General features: G+C 72.3%; 15 protein-coding genes. 5 read left to right on the plus strand and 10 right to left on the minus strand.

Translation table 11 applies throughout. The features are described from left to right. Position 1: 1 nt before the first annotated feature. The 3 genes from ACSNN8_RS37310 to ACSNN8_RS37320 are packed head-to-tail and all read right to left on the minus strand — an operon-like array spanning position 2 to position 2,652. Positions 2-787: a type 1 glutamine amidotransferase gene (locus ACSNN8_RS37310; RefSeq protein ID WP_436654880.1), complete on the minus strand. Its 786-nt coding sequence runs from the start codon at positions 785-787 to the stop codon at positions 2-4. A 29-nt stretch (positions 788-816) separates the two neighbouring features. Beyond that, positions 817-1,242, minus strand: coding sequence for a DUF350 domain-containing protein (locus ACSNN8_RS37315; RefSeq protein ID WP_436654881.1), 426 nt, complete (start codon positions 1,240-1,242; stop codon positions 817-819). Between the two features lie 57 nt (positions 1,243-1,299). Then, positions 1,300-2,652: a glutamine synthetase family protein gene (locus ACSNN8_RS37320; RefSeq protein ID WP_436654882.1), complete on the minus strand. Its 1,353-nt coding sequence runs from the start codon at positions 2,650-2,652 to the stop codon at positions 1,300-1,302. A gap of 219 nt (positions 2,653-2,871) precedes the next feature. Between ACSNN8_RS37320 and panB the strand changes: the two genes are divergently transcribed. After that, positions 2,872-3,702 (plus strand): 3-methyl-2-oxobutanoate hydroxymethyltransferase, encoded by an 831-nt coding sequence (panB, locus tag ACSNN8_RS37325; RefSeq protein WP_436654883.1) that lies wholly within the window; start codon positions 2,872-2,874, stop codon positions 3,700-3,702. Here panB and ACSNN8_RS37330 read toward each other — a convergent pair. Together ACSNN8_RS37330 and ACSNN8_RS37335 are read right to left on the minus strand one after the other, a co-directional pair. Beyond that, positions 3,699-5,117, minus strand: a complete 1,419-nt coding sequence (locus tag ACSNN8_RS37330) for an RNB domain-containing ribonuclease (RefSeq protein WP_436654884.1) — start codon at positions 5,115-5,117, stop codon at positions 3,699-3,701. The genes panB and ACSNN8_RS37330 overlap by 4 nt on opposite strands. 75 nt (positions 5,118-5,192) lie before the next feature. Continuing rightward, positions 5,193-5,534, minus strand: a complete 342-nt coding sequence (locus ACSNN8_RS37335) for a hypothetical protein (protein ID WP_436654885.1) — start codon at positions 5,532-5,534, stop codon at positions 5,193-5,195. Between the two features lie 37 nt (positions 5,535-5,571). On the opposite strand from ACSNN8_RS37335, the gene ACSNN8_RS37340 reads away from it, so the two are divergent. Then, a complete protein-coding gene (locus tag ACSNN8_RS37340) occupies positions 5,572-8,268 on the plus strand; it encodes a hypothetical protein (RefSeq protein ID WP_436654886.1) in 2,697 nt (898 codons plus the stop codon). 263 nt (positions 8,269-8,531) lie between these two features. Here ACSNN8_RS37340 and ACSNN8_RS37345 read toward each other — a convergent pair whose 3' ends face one another. Next, positions 8,532-9,557: an aspartate-semialdehyde dehydrogenase gene (locus ACSNN8_RS37345; protein WP_436654887.1), complete on the minus strand. Its 1,026-nt coding sequence runs from the start codon at positions 9,555-9,557 to the stop codon at positions 8,532-8,534. 113 nt (positions 9,558-9,670) lie between these two features. On the opposite strand from ACSNN8_RS37345, the gene ACSNN8_RS37350 reads away from it, so the two are divergent. Next, positions 9,671-10,468: a class I SAM-dependent methyltransferase gene (locus ACSNN8_RS37350; protein ID WP_436654888.1), complete on the plus strand. Its 798-nt coding sequence runs from the start codon at positions 9,671-9,673 to the stop codon at positions 10,466-10,468. On the opposite strand, the gene ACSNN8_RS37355 is transcribed toward ACSNN8_RS37350, so the two are convergent. From ACSNN8_RS37355 to ACSNN8_RS37370, 4 genes are all read right to left on the minus strand, one after another. Beyond that, on the minus strand, positions 10,469-11,065 hold the full coding sequence (locus ACSNN8_RS37355; RefSeq protein WP_436654889.1) for a M15 family metallopeptidase: 597 nt from the start codon (positions 11,063-11,065) through the stop codon (positions 10,469-10,471). A gap of 51 nt (positions 11,066-11,116) precedes the next feature. Next, positions 11,117-11,707 carry a GTP cyclohydrolase II gene (locus tag ACSNN8_RS37360; RefSeq protein WP_436654890.1) on the minus strand — a complete coding sequence of 197 codons (591 nt, stop codon included), beginning with the start codon at positions 11,705-11,707 and terminating at the stop codon, positions 11,117-11,119. Between the two features lie 32 nt (positions 11,708-11,739). Further along, positions 11,740-12,870 carry a hypothetical protein gene (locus tag ACSNN8_RS37365; RefSeq protein ID WP_436654891.1) on the minus strand — a complete coding sequence of 377 codons (1,131 nt, stop codon included), beginning with the start codon at positions 12,868-12,870 and terminating at the stop codon, positions 11,740-11,742. A 76-nt stretch (positions 12,871-12,946) separates the two neighbouring features. After that, a complete protein-coding gene (locus ACSNN8_RS37370) occupies positions 12,947-13,834 on the minus strand; it encodes a LysR family transcriptional regulator (protein WP_436654892.1) in 888 nt (295 codons plus the stop codon). Between the two features lie 68 nt (positions 13,835-13,902). Here ACSNN8_RS37370 and ACSNN8_RS37375 point away from each other — a divergent pair, with 68 nt between their 5' ends. Together ACSNN8_RS37375 and ACSNN8_RS37380 are read left to right on the plus strand one after the other, a co-directional pair. Further along, positions 13,903-15,129 carry an MFS transporter gene (locus ACSNN8_RS37375; protein WP_436654893.1) on the plus strand — a complete coding sequence of 409 codons (1,227 nt, stop codon included), beginning with the start codon at positions 13,903-13,905 and terminating at the stop codon, positions 15,127-15,129. Between the two features lie 16 nt (positions 15,130-15,145). Further along, entirely contained in the window at positions 15,146-15,574 is a 429-nt protein-coding gene (locus ACSNN8_RS37380) for a MarR family winged helix-turn-helix transcriptional regulator (RefSeq protein ID WP_436654894.1), read from the plus strand. Positions 15,575-15,741: the final 167 nt, after the last annotated feature.

Below are 15,741 nucleotides of genomic sequence, written 5' to 3' on the forward strand. Positions count from 1 at the left end.
CTCACTGCCCCAGCAGCGGAAGCGTGCGGCCGGTGCCCGCGTCGGGGATGTCGGCGTCGGGCAGGGTGCCCAGCGCCAGCGACGCGAACCGGGCCGCGAACGGCTGCCACACCTCCTCGACATCGGCCAGGATCTCGGCGGTGGCGTAGACGACGGCCTCGGTGTCGTAGCCGAGCTCGTCGATGGTGGCGCGGTCGCTCGCCGCCCACTGCTCGATCATGGCGACGTCGCACTCGACGTGGAACTGCACGCCCCACGCCCGGTCGCCGAGCCGGAACGCCTGGTTGGGGTAGCGGCTGGACGCGGCGAGCAGCACCGCCTTGAGCGGCAGCTCGGTGATCTCGTCGCGGTGCCACTGGATCACGTCGGGCAGCAGCGGCACCCACTTGAACAGCGGGTCGGTGTCGGCGGCGTCGCGCTTGCCGACCAGGCCGGGGCCGACCTCGGGGCCGCTGGTGCTGCGCTCGACCAGGCCGCCGTGCGCGCTCGCGAGCAGCTGGCCGCCGAGGCAGACGCCGAGCGTGGGCACGCGGTGGCGTACGGCCTTGCGCAGCAGCCCCTCGAGCGCCGGGAACCACGGGGCGCCGGGCACACCGTCGGCGTCCGGATAGGCGCTCTGGTCGCCGCCCATCACGACGAGCGCGAGGTAGTCGTCAAGCGTCTCGGGCAGCTCGTCGCCGGCGTGCGGCCGCAGCACGGTGAGCTCCAGCCCCGCCTCGGTCAGCCACTCCCCCAGCCGGCGCGGGTCGTCGGTCGGATCGTTCTCGATGACAAGTGCAGTCGCCACGCCCACGAGGCTAGTCCCTCACGGACTGCTCAGGAGATGCAGGCGCAGACGATCAGCGCGGCGCCGAAGTGGGAGGCCGCGCTGACCAGCGCGCCGCCGTGGCGCTCGGGCGTGCAGATGACCTCGCCGAGCTTGCCGGGGGTCATCCAGTCGAGCACCATGAACGCCAGGCCCATGATCGCGATGCCGATGATGCCGAACAGCACCGTCGAGGCCAGGCCCTGGCCGAACGAGTCGTACGAGGTGAAGATCGCGGTGAACACGATCGCGGCGATGCCGAGCTGGTTGGAGGCCAGCAGCAGCGACGCGTTCTGGTTGCGCTCCACGAAGATCAGATCGCGCAGCTTGCCCGGCGTGAGCAGGTCGACGAGCACGTAACCGACGGCCATCAACCCGATGCCGACGATTCCGAATACGATGCTGCGCCCAGCACCCTCGAGCAGATCTTCCAGCACGGCCTCTCCCTTGTCACGCGACGTCAGGAGTGACCGTACAAGACAAGGTCTACGTCTTTACAGCGCGCCCAGATAACGCTGCCGCTCATAGGGAGTCACCTCGCGGCGGTACTCCTCCCACTCGGCCGACTTGTTGCGCAGGAAGAAGTCGAACACGTGCTCGCCGAGCACCTCGGCCACCAGCTCGGACTTGCTCATCACGTCGATGGCCTCGGACAGGTTCTCGGGCAGCGCCTCGTAGCCGGCGGCCTTGCGCTCGGCCGGGGACAGCGACCACACGTCGTCCTCGGCGCCCGGCGGCAGCTCGTACCCCTCCTCGATGCCCTTGAGGCCGGCGCCCAGCATGACCGCGAAGGCGAGGTAGGGGTTCGTGGCGGAGTCGATCGAGCGGACCTCGACGCGGGCCGAGTTGGGCTTGCCGAACGCGGGCACCCGCACCAGTGCGGAGCGGTTGAGGTGGCCCCAGCTCACGAACGCCGGCGACTCGGTGATCGTGTTGGGCAGCTGGAGCGGGAAGAGGCGCTTGTACGAGTTCACGTACTGGTTGGTGACCGCGGTGTACTCCCGGGCGTGCACCAGCAGGCCGGCGATGAACGCGCGCGCGGTCTTGGACAGCTTGGCCGGGTCGTCGCCGTCGTAGAACGCGTTGCGCTCGCCCTCGAACAGCGACAGGTGCGTGTGCATGCCGCTGCCGGGCTGGTCGGTGTACGGCTTGGGCATGAACGTGGCGCGCACGCCCTGCGACAGCGCGACCTCCTTCACCACGTGGCGGAAGGTCATGATGTTGTCGGCCGTGGTCAGCGCGTCCGCGTACCGCAGGTCGATCTCCTGCTGGCCGGGGGCGACCTCGTGGTGGCTGAACTCCACGGAGATGCCGATGCGCTCGAGCGCGAGCACGGCCTGCCGGCGGAAGTCGCGCGCCACCGAGTGGGTGGTGTGGTCGAAGTAGCCGCCGGTGTCGACCGGCACGGGCACCGAGCCGTCGAGCGGGCCGTCCTGCAGCAGGAAGAACTCGACCTCGGGGTGGGTGTAGAAGGTGAAGCCCTTCTCGGCGGCCTTGGCCAGCGCGCGGCGCAGCACGTGCCGCGGGTCGGCCCAGGCGGCGCTGCCGTCGGGCAGCAGGATGTCGCAGAACATGCGCGCGCTCTCGCCGCTGGCGCCGCCCTCGAACGGGAACACCTGGAACGTGGTCGGGTCGGGCATGGCGACCATGTCCGACTCGTACACCCGGGCGAAGCCCTCGATGGCCGAGCCGTCGATGCCGATGCCCTCCTCGAAGGCGGACTCGAGCTCGGCCGGGGCGACCGACACGCTCTTGAGCGTGCCGAGCACATCGGTGAACCAGAGCCGGACAAAACGGATGTCGCGCTCCTCGAGCGTACGAAGCACGAACTCCTGCTGTCGGTCCACGTTCACCCCTCGTAGTGATGCCCTGACGAGCCAGTCTTCCCTGACCTGGTTACGCCGACATTACGCTGGCAGGCTCCCGCCACGACGCCCCGGGTGAGCATAAACGGCGTTGTGACAACCTCCACTGACCCCTGACCGCGCCCCTGCCCGGAGTGGGACGATTTTCCTCCGGACCCGGGGACCGCACCCGAGCGGCCTCGAGGGATTAAGGAGAGCACGATGACGGAGATCCCCACCCTGTACGGTGGCCCGCCCACCCGCCGGGTACGCACGCGCGACCTGCTCGCCGCCAAGACCCGCGGCGACCGCTGGCCGATGCTCACCTCCTACGACCAGTACACGGCCTCGATCTTCGACCGCAACGGCGTGCCCGTGCTGCTGGTCGGCGACTCGGCCGCGAACAACGTGTTCGGCTACGAGACCACCCTGCCGGTCACCGTCGACGAGCTGCTGCCGCTGGTCCGCGCCGTCGTCCGCGCGACCACGACCTCGCTGATCGTCGCCGACCTGCCGTTCGGCAGCTACGAGGAGGGCCCCACGCAGGCCCTGCGCACCGCCGTGCGGTTCATGAAGGAGGGCGGCGCGCACGCCGTCAAGCTCGAGGGCGGTCGCCGCGTCGCCGCCCAGATCGAGGCGCTCACCGGCGCCGGCATCCCGGTGATGGGCCACGTCGGCTTCACGCCGCAGAGCGAGCACACCATCGGCGGCTACCGGGTGCAGGGCCGCGAGAACGAGGGCGCCGAGGTGCTCGCCGACGCCCGCGCCGTCGCCGAGGCGGGCGCGTTCGCCGTGGTGCTCGAGATGGTGCCCGGCGACGTCGCCAAGACCATCACCAAGGAACTCGCCATCCCCACGGTGGGCATCGGCGCCGGCCCCGACACCGACGCCCAGGTGCTCGTCTGGCAGGACATGGCCGGCCTGCGCACCGGCCGCACGCCGCGCTTCGTCAAGCAGTACGCCGACCTCGCGGGCGCGCTGTCCGAGGCGACCCGCCAGTTCGCGGCCGAGGTGCGCGGCGGCGAGTTCCCGGCGGCCGAGCACACGTTCTAGGCCTGTTCGAACTGCACCTTGCGGGTCGCCGGGTCGGCCACCGTGAGGCGCGCCCGGATCCGTACGCCCAGGGACAGCGAACCCAGGCACCGCGCCCGCACCGCCGGCTCGTCGATCGCGACCGTGCCGGCGGGCGGGCGCTTCTTCGACGGCTCGTCCAGGTCGAGCACGCCCGCCTCGAACAGCTCGCCCACCCGGCCCTGCAGCAGCACGGCCTCGGCCAGGTCGATCGCGCCCCGGTTGGCGGCGCCGGCCAGCCGGTCGGAGTCGGCCATCACCTTGGGCAGCCGGGGCAGCGCCGCGCGCGCCCACTCCGGGATCGGCTCGCCCGCGGCGATCGCCAGGCAGACCTCGGTGGCGTAGCGGTCGGCCAGCCGGCGCAGCGGGGCGGTGACGTGCGCGTACGGCGCCCCGACCCCGCCGTGCCCGGTCTGCTCGGGCGGCGTCCCGTCGAACGGCGTGTACGCGGCGCCGCGCAGCAGGTCGGCGGCCTGGTCGAGGAACGCCGCCCCCCGCGGGCTCGACGGGTCCACCGAGGCGACGACCGTGCCCACCTCGGCGCCGGCCGGCCACAACACCCCCAGCGACTTCGCGGCGGCCTGCAGCTTTGCGACCGCGTCCGGTTTGGGCGCGGGCATCGTCCGCAGCAGGCCCACCCCGCCGCGCAGCATCAGCTCGGCCGCGGCCATGCCGGTGAGCAGCGAGATCTGCGCGTTGTGCTCCTCGATCGGCAGCGGTGCCCGCAGCACCAGCCGCCAGCCGCCGGCAGTTTGCTCGACCTCCTGCTCGGGCAGCGGCAGGTTCACCGCGCCGCGCCCGGCCGCCCGCGCGGCGAGCAGCGTGCCCAGCTCGGGCAGCAACGCGAGCGGCTCGGGCGCCGTGCCCGCGTCGACCTGCCGCTGCACGGACTCGTAGTCGAGCTTGGCGCGGCTGCGCACCCGGGCCCGCTCCAGCGCGGTCGAGGTGGTCGCGCCGTCGGCGTCCAGGTCGATCGTCCACACCACGGCCGAGCGGTCGACGTCGGGGAACAGGCTGACCGCGTCCTCGCTGAGCACGGGCGGATGCAGCGGGACCCGGCCGTCGGGCAGGTAGACGGTCTGCCCGCGCTTCCACGTCTCGGCCTCGAGCGGACCCTCCGGGCGTACGTAGGAGGCGACGTCCGCGATCGCGTAGAGCACCCGGAACCCGCCGCCGGGCAGCCGGCTCAGGTGCATGGCCTGGTCGAGGTCCCGCGACGTGGCAGGGTCGATCGTCACGAACGGCACGTCGGTGCGGTCCGCGGCCGGCGGAGGAGGCGCGGCCGCGGCGGCCTCGGCCTCGGCGAGCGCGTCGGCGGGGAACTCCTGCGGGAGGTCGAGCTCCCGGCGCAGAGCGGCGAAGTCGATGTGGGGCGCCCGCACCCGTCTGATCGGCACGCAGTCATTCCTACCAGTTCCGCGTACGGCGAGGGCCGCGCCATGGCGGCGCGGCCCTCACGGTGCTGGTTTGTTTCAGCGTGCTGCCTTACGCCCCGCCGACTTGCGGGCCGTGGCCGCCGGCGCGTCCATCATGTCCGCGGCCGGCGTGTTGCCGAGCGCGGCCCGCCGGGCCGCCGCCGCGGTGGCGGCCTTGGAGACGCGCGCCGCGTTGGTCGACGAGTTCTTGGCCGTCGACCCGCTCCGCGGCGTGTTGGCCGACCGCGCCGCCTGGCTGCGGTTCGCGCCGGCCTCGTTGGCGGCGCTGCGCTTCGGCGTCGGCGTGGCCGCGGGCTTGTTGCCGCCCCGCGCGACCACCGGGCTGAGCCCCGCCACCTTCGCGACGCCGGCCCGGCTGCCCACCGGGGCTGCCGGCATTGCCTCGACCGCCGTACGCCCGAGCGACTTCGGGGCCGTGGTCTTCTTGGCCGGCGCCTTTTTGGCCACCGTGTCGGCCGCCGGGGTGGCCCTGCCGGCCGCCTTCTTCGCCACCGTGTCGGCCGCCGGGGTCGCCCTGCTCGCCGCCTTCTTGGCCGTCGCCTTGACCGCGGTGGCAGCCTTCCTGGCCGCCGTCGTCGCCTTGGCCGCCGTGCTCTTGGCCGCGGTCTTTGTCGCCGTCGCGTTCTTGCCAGCGGTCGACTTGGCCGGGGCGGCCTTGCTCGCCGTGGCCCTGGTGCCCGTGGCCTTGGCCGCAGCTGCCTTGGTGGCCGCCTTCGTAGCAGTCGCCCTCGCCGCCGTGGCCTTGGTAGCCGTCGCCTTAGCCGCGGTGGCCTTGGTGCCCGTGGCCCTGGACGCCGTCGCCTTGGTCGCCGTCGCCTTGGTGGCCGCGGCTGCCTTGGTGGCATTCGCCCTCGCCGCCGTCGCCTTGGCTGCCGGCGCCTTGGTCGCCGTGGCCGCCTTGGTGGCGGTCGCCTTGGTGGCAGTCGCCTTAGCCGCAGCCGCCTTAGTCGCCGCGGCCGCCTTGGTTGCGGTCGTCTTGGTCGCGGTCGCCTTGGTGGCAGTCGCCTTGGTCGCGGTCGCCTTGATAGCCGTCGCCTTGGTCGCGGTCGCCTTGGTAGCCGTCGCCTTGGTCGCGGTCGCCTTGGTGGCCGCTGCCTTGGCGGCGGGGGCGTTCTTGGCGGCGGTGGCCTTGGTGGCCGTCGCCCTCTTCGCTGCCGCGGTCGCCTTGGCTCCGCGGGCGGCGGTCGCTGCAGCCTTGTTCGCCGTGACCGTGGTGCTGCGGTTCGCGACCGCGTCGGCCGAGCCGGCCGCGGCCCGGTTCGCCGAGGCCGTGGCGCTCCGGTTGAACCCCGCCTTGGCACTGGAGGCCGCCGCCTTGTTCGCCGAAGCCGCAGCCTTCCGCCCCGCCGCGGTGCCGGCCCCAGCCGCCTTGGACGCCGCAGCCGCCTTGGCCACGGCCCCGCCCATCACAGCCCCGCTCCGACCCGCCGCCGCCTTCTTGGCCGCCGTCGCCTTGCTCGCGGCGGAGTTCGCACCGGCCGCCTTGGCAGCAGCCGCGGCCGCCTTGTTCGCGGCCGCCGTCGCCTTGGTCGCCTTGGTGGCCGCCGTCGCCTTGGTGGCTGTCGCCTTGGTGGCCGCCGTCGCCTTGGTGGCTGTCGCCTTGGTGGCCGCTGTCGCCTTGGTCGCCGCCGTCGCATTGCTCGCAGCGGCCGCTGCCTTGTTAGCAGCCGCCGTAGCCTTCGTCGCTGCCGCCGCTGTCTTCGCCGCCGCCGTGCTCTTGGCCGCCGGCGTGCCCTTCGCCGCCTTGGCCGCGGTCGTCTTGCTCGCTGTCGTCATCGCCCCCGCCTTGGTAGCCGCCGTCCTGGTGGCGCCGGCGCGGCCGGCCGAAGCCCCCGCAGCCGACTTGCTCGCCGTGCTTGCACCGTTCCGCTTGGCGCCGGTCCCCTTCGCCGGAGCGATCCCGAAGCCGGTCGCTTCGTCCATCGCCGGCTCGTCGTCGATCGTCGCCGTCGTCATGCTCGGCTGCGGCGACAGAGCCGCAGCAGTCCGCCGCGGCGTGACCGGCCGTCGCCCGCCACCCTTGGCGCTACCCGGCCGCACACTCGCTCCCGCAGCCGCTTCCCGCACCGCAGTACCGAGCCCGCCCTTGGCCCCACCACGCCCCACCGTGGACTTCCCCACCGGCCCGGCGCCCTTCGTCCCCGAAGCCCGCACACCCGCCGGCTTGACCACCGTCTTGCCCCCGGCCGTCGCCACCTTCTTGGCCGCCACCTTCGCGCCCGACGCCGTCCCACCCTTGGCAGCCGCCGTCTTCGCAGCCGCAGCACTCGCCGCAGCCGCAGCAGTCGCAGGCTTGGTGGCCGCCGTCTTCGCAGTCGCAGCAGTCGCAGGCTTGGTGGCCGCCGTCTTCGCTGCCCGCGTCTTGGCCGTCCCAGCCTTCGCGGTGACGGTTTTGGCCGTCGCGGTCGCCGTCTTGGCGGTTGCCGCCTTCGCCGTCGCGGACTTCGTCGCCACCGTCTTGCCGGTCGCAGCCGCGGCAGGCTTCGTCGCCACCGTCTTGCCGGTCGCAGCCGCGGCGGGCTTTGCGGCCACCGTCCTGCCGGTCGCGGCCGACTTCGCGGCCACCGTCTTCGCAGTCGCCTTTGCGGTCACCGTCTTCGCCGACGCGCCACCGGTCGTGCTCCGCGCGGCCACCGCGCCCACTCCCCGGCTCGCGCCCGCTCCCCGGCCCGCGCCGGCGGCCCGGCCGGCGTTGGCGGCGCCGGCTCCGCGGGCCGTGGCGGTTCGCGACGTCGCGGGCTCGCGCTCCGGCGTACCCGATAAGCGTTTTTTGTCCGCTCGGGTGGCAAGACTCTGGGCCTTTTTGGCAGCGGCCATCTGGGTGTTCCTCCTTGCGAATGACTGCGCGAATGACTGCGGGCTCGTCTCCGCGCGGAGACAGCGAGACTGCGGCAATGCGGAACTGCAAGCTTTCGAGACTGCGGAACCGCACCGATCAAGAACGATCAGGTGCGATGAGAAGCGATGGGTTCGGCGCGAACCGGAAGGGCCGGCGCCGGCGTCAGCTGACCTCCCCGTTCCAGCGGGCGTCCTCGGCCTCCCACTCGGCGTTGCGCTTCTCGACCGTCTCGAGGGCTCGCGAAGCTTCGTCGGCCGTGGCGTAGGGGCCTAGGCGGTATTGAGCGGGACAAACGTCGTCGCCGGTCTCCACCCGATGGTGGCGGAGGCACCAGAAGTAGCCGCCTTCGCCGGGCCCACTGTCGCTCATGCAATCACTCTGCACCTCAAACCGACCATCCGCCACCGATTCGGGCAAAAAGTCCCGATTTTCCACAGTGGAGGTTGAGGCGAGGACCACAAAAACCGCCCCGGCCTGACGACCGGGGCGGTGATGATCTACGGCGGACCCGGCATTCCGGGTTGAGCGGCGGGAAATCAGCGCAGCTCGTCGGCGACCAGCTCGGCGACCTGGACGGCGTTCAGCGCCGCCCCCTTGCGCAGGTTGTCGTTCGAGACGAAGAGCGCCAGCCCGTTCTCCACCGTCTCGTCCGCGCGGATGCGACCCACGTACGACGGGTCGCGGCCGGCGGCCTCGAGCGGCGTGGGCACGTCGGAGAGCTCGACCCCGGGCGCCCCGGTGAGCAGCTCCCGCGCGCGGGCCGGCGAGATCGGCCGGGCGAAGCGGGCGTTGATCTGCAGCGAGTGGCCGGTGAAGACGGGAACCCGTACGCAGGTGCCGGAGACCAGCAGCGACGGGATGTCGAGGATCTTGCGGCTCTCGTTGCGGAGCTTCTGCTCCTCGTCGGTCTCGTCGCGGCCGTCGTCGACGATGGAGCCGGCCAGCGGCAGCACGTTGAAGGCGATCGGCTTGGCGAACGAGCGCGGGGCCGGGAACTCGACGGCCGAGCCGTCGTGGGTGAGCTCGGTGGCGCGGTCGGCGACCTTCTTCACCTGCTCGTCGAGCTCGCTCACGCCGGCCAGCCCGGCGCCGGAGACGGCCTGGTAGGTGGTGGCCACCATCGCGACCAGCCCGGCCTCGTCGTGCAGCGGGCGCAGGACCGGCATCGCGGCCATCGTGGTGCAGTTGGGGTTGGCGATGATGCCCTTGGGGCGGTTGCGGGCCGCGCCGGGGTTGACCTCGCTGACGACCAGCGGCACCTCGGGGTCCATGCGCCAGGCCGACGAGTTGTCGATGACCACGGCGCCGGCCTCGGCGACGCGCGGGGCCAGCTCCTTGGAGCTGCCCTTGCCGGCCGAGAACAGGACGATGTCGAGTCCGCTGTAGTCGGCGGCCGACGCGTCCTCGACGGTCACCTCGCCGTCACCCCACGGCAGGGTGCGGCCGGCGCTGCGCGCAGAGGCGAAGAGACGGAGCTGCTCAACGGGAAAGGCGCGTTCGGCCAGGATGCGCCGCATGACGCTGCCCACCTGTCCCGTCGCGCCGACGATGCCGATCCTCATGGCAAACAAAAGTACGGCTTGAACAGCGCAGGAAGAAATCACTTACCCCCGACGCTCTCAACATGCGGGATTCTTGTCCCACATATGAGGACAGCGGGCGTACGGTCCAGACCATGGCGACGTACACCCACGGTCATCATGAATCGGTCTTGCGCTCACACCGCTGGCGCACCGCAGAGAATTCGGCCGCGTACCTGCTGCCGCATCTTTCCTCCGGTGTCGCGGTCCTCGACATCGGATGCGGGCCCGGCACCATCACCGCCGACTTCGCGAGCCTCGTCACACCCGCCCGGGTCACCGCCCTGGAGGTGACCGAGGACGCGCTGAACCTCGCGCGGGCCGAGATCGCCCGGCGCGGTCTGACCAACGTCGACTTCGCGGTCGGCGACGTGCACCGGCTCGAGTTCGCCGACGACACGTTCGACGTCGTGCACGCCCACCAGGTGCTGCAGCACCTCGGCGACCCGGTGGCCGCGCTGCGCGAGATGCGCCGGGTCACAAAGCCGGGCGGCGTGATCGCCGTCCGCGACAGCGACTACGCGGCCTTCGCTTGGTATCCGCGGCTGCCCGAGCTCGACGAGTGGCTCGGCCTCTACGAGCGGGTGGCGCGGGGCAACGGCGGCGAGCCGGACGCCGCCCGGCACCTGCTGGCGTGGGCGCACGCGGCCGGCCTCACCGACGTGACCGCCACGTCGAGCACCTGGTGCTTCGCCACGCCGGCCGACCGCGAGTGGTGGGGCGGCATGTGGGCCGACCGGGTGCTCAAATCAGAAATGGCCGCGACCGCCGAGCGTACGGGCGCCGCCACCCGCGACGACCTGCTGCGCCTGTCGGAGGGCTGGCGCAGCTGGGCCACCCATCCGGACGGCTGGATGTCGCTGCTGCACGGCGAGCTGATCGCCCGCGTGTGATCACGCCGGCTTGAACGCCCAGTGCCACGACTCGCGCGGCACGTTCTCCTCGAAGCCGTACTTCTCGGCGTTCTGGCGCATCCACGAGAGCGCCTTGGGATTGAGGTCGAGGTCGGCGGCCATGCCCCAGCCGTGCTCGCTGGTGCCGGGCTTGGCCGCCAGCCCGCCCTGCGAGTAGAGCCCCTTGCGCCGGGCCAGGTCGACCTGCTCCTCGTACGGCCGGTACGAGTCGGTGATGCCGATGTCGACGCCCTCCCGCTTGGCGTCCTTGATCATGCGGTTGAGCGACTCCGCGGCAGGCGCCCACAGCTTGTGCCGGGTGTCGCCGACGCGCTCGAGCGCGCTCGCGGGGATCTTGCCGTTGCCGTACGCGGCCAGGTCGGTGGGGATGCCCTTGCCGTTGAGCGTGTACGACTTCTTCGCCGCGGGCTCCTGGGCGACCGCGTTCTCCAGATAGCTGGCGAAGGTGCCGCCCTCGGCTCCGGACGCCGACTTGGTCGACTGGGCCTGCACGTTGCGGCCGGCCTGTTGCGTCTGCAGCGCGATCATGCGGCTCTGGATGTCCGCGATCCGCGAGTTCACCCTCTCGATCCCCACGACCTCCTGTTCGCCCGCCGCCGCGGAAACCTGAGGGCGGGGTGGCGGATTTCAGAGCGCGATCGTGTGCCGGGTGTGGGTGATCTTGGCGCGCAGGTAGCGCAGGTTGGCCGCGGACGCGTGCACGCCGGTGGGCCGGATCTCCCGTACGGCGATCCGGTGCCGCCGCAGCTGGGCCGGCTTGTCCGGGTTGTTGGTGAGCAGGTCGACGGTCGGCGCGCCCAGGTCGGCGAGCATCTGCGCCGCGGCCGTGTAGTCGCGTTCGTCGTCGCGGTGCCCGAGCGCCCGGTTGGCCTGGTAGGTGTCGAGGCCGCCGTCCTGCAGGGCGTACGCGTCGAGCTTGGCGTACAGCCCGATGCCGCGGCCCTCCTGGCGCAGGTAGAGCAGGTAGCCGCCGGCCGCGGCGATCGCCTCGGTGGCCTCGCGCAGCTGCGGGCCGCAGTCGCAGCGCTGCGACCCGAACACGTCCCCGGTCAGGCACTCCGAGTGCAGGCGTACGAGCGGCACGTCGCCGGGCGTGCCGAGGCGCAGCGCGAGGTGCTCCTTGCCGTCGGCCAGGCCGTCGAACGTGATCACCTCGGCGGTGGTGGCGTAGCCGTCGTCGAAGCGCAGCGGGACGGGGACGCGGGTGCGTACGGGCATGCCCTGGTGATCGGCAGGCCGGGCCCGCGGGATCAGATTTTCACGGGCTCGCGTCGCTCGGCGCCCTCGAGCCGGTGCGCCAGGTCGAGCTCGACCTCGGAGGTCCGGTTCCGGCGGTTGGGCAGCATGTTGGTGACCAGCACGACGATCACCCCGACGCCGGCGTAGAGCCCGAGCACGATCAGGTGGCTGCGGATCTCGGCGGCGGGGAAGTACAGGTTGTCGCGCACCGCCTGCACGCCGGCGCCGGTCGGCAGGTTGACGCCGAGGTAGCGGCCGAACGGGGGCAGGAACTCGGGCAGGATGCTGGCGCCCGAGATCACCGTGCCGAGCGTGAAGTACATGGCGCCGATCAGCGCGCCGGGCGGCCCGAAGATCGCGACCGCGCCGGCCGTCGAGGCCGTGATGGCGAGCGAGATCAGCGAGAAGATCGCGAGCATCTCGCCGCGGTCGGCGGTGACCCCCACGCCGAACCAGGTCATCGACCAGAGCACGACGGCGGCCGAGGCGACGGCGTAGAGGACCAGCGTGCTGACGTGCGCGATGCCGCGCCGCCACGACCGCCTGGTCCGCGGGATCAACCGGCCCAGGCCCATCGACGCCACCGTGCCGCCGAGCGCTAGCGCCTGGGTGAGGAAGCCCAGCGAGACGCCGTTGACGTCGTCGTCGGGCAGCGGCACCACGTCGGTGATCGGCGGCGGCGTGTTGAGCTGCTGCGCCCGCGCGACGGTGATGCGGCTGCCCTGCCTGGCCAGCGAGGCGAGGGTGGCGGCGGTCTGCTGCTGCACGACCGAGGTGAACGTGGTGCGCAGCAGGTTCGCGGCGGAGGGGCCGGCCGCGGAGGCGGTGTAGAGGTGCGGCTGCGCGCCGGTGATGTCGACGCCCCCGTACACGTCCCGTCGTTTGATCGCGATCTGCAGGTCGTCGGACGTGGCGTAGTCGGTGACCCGGAAGTAGCCGCGCTCGGTGAGCAGGGCGGCCACCTCGGCACGCTCGACGGCCGGCGACACCAGCCCGACCGGCACGTGGTGCGGCTGCGCCTTGTGGCCCATGCCCAGGTAGTACGCGGTGAGACCGAGCTGCACGACCACCCCGATCACGCAGACGGCCATCGCGAACCGCCGGAACTGCAGCACCGACTCGGCCGGTTGTTGCTCTGCCACCGCCGCTCCCCCTCTTCGGCCTGACGCTTCCTCCCAGAGCTTTCCGGACGAAACGCAATCATGAGACCGTTTCGGGCTAACCGACCTTCTCGTCGATGAGGGCGAGAAGGGCCCGGGCGGCGGCGCTGGGCGTGCGCACCGACGACACGGCGATGCCCAGCGGCCACTCCAGGTCGGCGCCGGTCACGTGCCTGATCACCAGCCCGGCTCGGTCGGGGACCACGAACAACGGCAGAATGGCCACCCCCAGACCCTCCCGTACGAACTTCGCCCCGCTCGCGATGTCGGTGACCTCGATGGCGACGTGCCGCTGCACCCCGGCGTCGGCGAACGCCCGGTCGACCACGGTCCGGTTGCCGTAGCCGAGCGGGAAGTCGACGAACGCCTCCCCCGCCAGGTCCGCGATCCGCACCTCGGCGGCGCCGGCCAGCCGGTGCTCCGCGGGCAGCACCAGCTCGAGCGGGCGCGAGTCGACCTGCCGCACGCGCACCCCGGCGGGCGGACGGCCCGGTGCGGAGACGACGGCCAGGTCGAGCGTGCCGTCGGCGAGCCCGTCGAGCAGCCCGTCGGAGCCGCGCGGCGAGACCGTGAGCCGCAGCGCGACGTGCGGGTGGTCCCGGTGGAACGCGCCCAGCAGCGCCGGCACGTCGATCAGCGGGATCGAGGTCAGCGTGCCGACGCGGACCGTGCCGCGCAGGCCGCCGCGCACCTCGTCCACCGCGTCGCCGGCGTCCCGTACGGCATCGAGCACGGCCCGGGCGCGCGGGAGCAGCGCCTCGCCCGCGTCGGTCAGCTCCACCCGCTTGGACGTGCGGTCGAGCAGCCGGGCGCCCAGCTCGCGCTCCATGGCCTTGATGACCGCCGAGACGCCCGACTGCACGACGTGCAGGCGGGCGGCGGCGCGGGTGAAGTTGCGTTCCTCGGCGACGGCGACGAAGTACTCGAAGTGGCGCAGTTCCAGCACGGTTCGTGATTGTACTCAGCAGCAATCATCGTTGGACGAGATGCACGTCGCGGCGGACCCTGAAGACCATGACCGTTCTGACCCGCCCCCGGCCCGCGCAGACCCGCGAGGGCTCCCGGCCCCATGGCCGCGGCTTCTGGCTCATCGCCGCCGTCTACCTCGTCGCGCTCGCCTTCTCGACGGTGCCGACCCCGCTCTACCCGCTCTACCAGCGCGCGGACGGGTTCTCGGCGCTCACCGTGACGGTCGTGTTCGCGGTCTACGCGGTCGGCGTGATCGCCAGCCTGCTGCTCGCCGGGCACGTCTCGGACTGGGCCGGCCGGCGCCGCGTGCTGCTGTCCGCGCTCGGCCTGGAGATCCTCGCCGACGTGCTGTTCCTCACCGGGACGGCGGTGCCGGGGCTGATCGCCGCGCGGTTCCTGACCGGGCTGGGCGTCGGCATGCTGACCGCGACCGTCACGGCGTACCTGCTGGAGCTGCACCGGGCGCACCGCCCCGGGGCGACCAGCACGCGGTTCGAGGTGGTGTCGTCGGCCGCCAACCTGGGTGGGCTCGGAGCGGGCACGCTGATCGCGGGGGCGCTCGCGCAGTTCGTAGCGTCTCCGCTGCGTACGCCGTACGTCGTCTTCCTGGTTCTGCTGCTTCTCGGCGTCGTCGCCGTCGCGGCCGCACCCGAGACGGTGGTCGCGCCCGCCGTCCGGCCGAAGTACCGGCCCCAGGGCGTACGGATCGCCGGCCGGGACCGGGTCGCCGTGATCGTCGCGGCCGTCTCGTCGTTCGCCGCGTTCGCCGTGTTCGGGCTGTTCACCTCGCTGGCGCCGAGCTTCGTGGCGGGCACCCTGCACCACCCGGGCCGCCTGATCGCCGGCGTGACCGTGTTCGTGGTCTTCGGCGCGGGCGCCGCCGCCCAGGCAGCCGGCGGGCGATTCACCGTGCGCGGCCGCTTCCTCGCCGGGCTGCTCGCGCTGGCCGCTGGGCTGATCGTGCTGGCCACCGGCATGGTCGTCGCGTCGCTGCCGGTGTTCCTCGCCGGCGGCGCGATCGCGGGCGCCGGCGCCGGCATCCTGTTCAAGTCGGCGGTCGGCACCGTCGCGGCCAACGCCCCCGGCCACCGGCGCGGCGAGAGCCTGGCCGGGCTGTTCCTCGTCGCCTATCTGGGGCTGGTCGTCCCGGTGCTCGGCCTCGGCGTGGCCAGCCGGCACGTGAGCCCGATCACCTCGATGCTGTGGTTCACCGGGATCCTGTTGGCCCTGCTCACGGGCATCGGACTGCTGAATCGTTGGCGCACAAACTGATCGCTACGCTTGAGTGGTGGCGAACGATCCTCTCGAGCTGGAGCGCCAGGTGTGCTTCGCGCTCTCGGTGGCCTCGCGCAGCGTGGTCGGGCTCTACCGGCCGCTGCTCGAGCCGATGGGCCTGACCCATCCGCAATACCTGGTGATGCTGGCGCTGTGGCAGCACGCGCCGCTGTCGGTGCGCGACCTCAGCCGGCTGCTGCAGCTCGACCCGGGCACCCTGTCGCCGCTGCTCAAGAGGCTCGAGACGATCGGGTACGTCGACCGCCAGCGCGACCCCGCCGACGAGCGCAGCCTTGCCGTGACCCTGACCGCCAAGGGCCGCGACCTGCGTGCCGAGGCCGAGAAGATCCCGCCCGCGATCGTGGCCCGATTGGGTATGCCATTGGACGAACTCGAGTCGTTGCATACCGCACTCACCCGGGTGATAGCGGCCACTCGGTGAGCGTTCGCGGAATATCGTGGGGAGGCTGTCCGGGTTGAATTCCCGGCAGCTGAATTGTTTCCAAGACCATCGACTGGCCGAAATACGCACCGTTCACCCAGATGGCGCAACCGGCCGGAACGGTCATTCCGCGAGGATCGGCAGGTCGATGCCCACGACGACGGCGG

The organism is Actinoplanes sp. URMC 104 (assembly GCF_051386375.1).
Classification (GTDB): Bacteria; Actinomycetota; Actinomycetes; order Mycobacteriales; family Micromonosporaceae; genus Actinoplanes.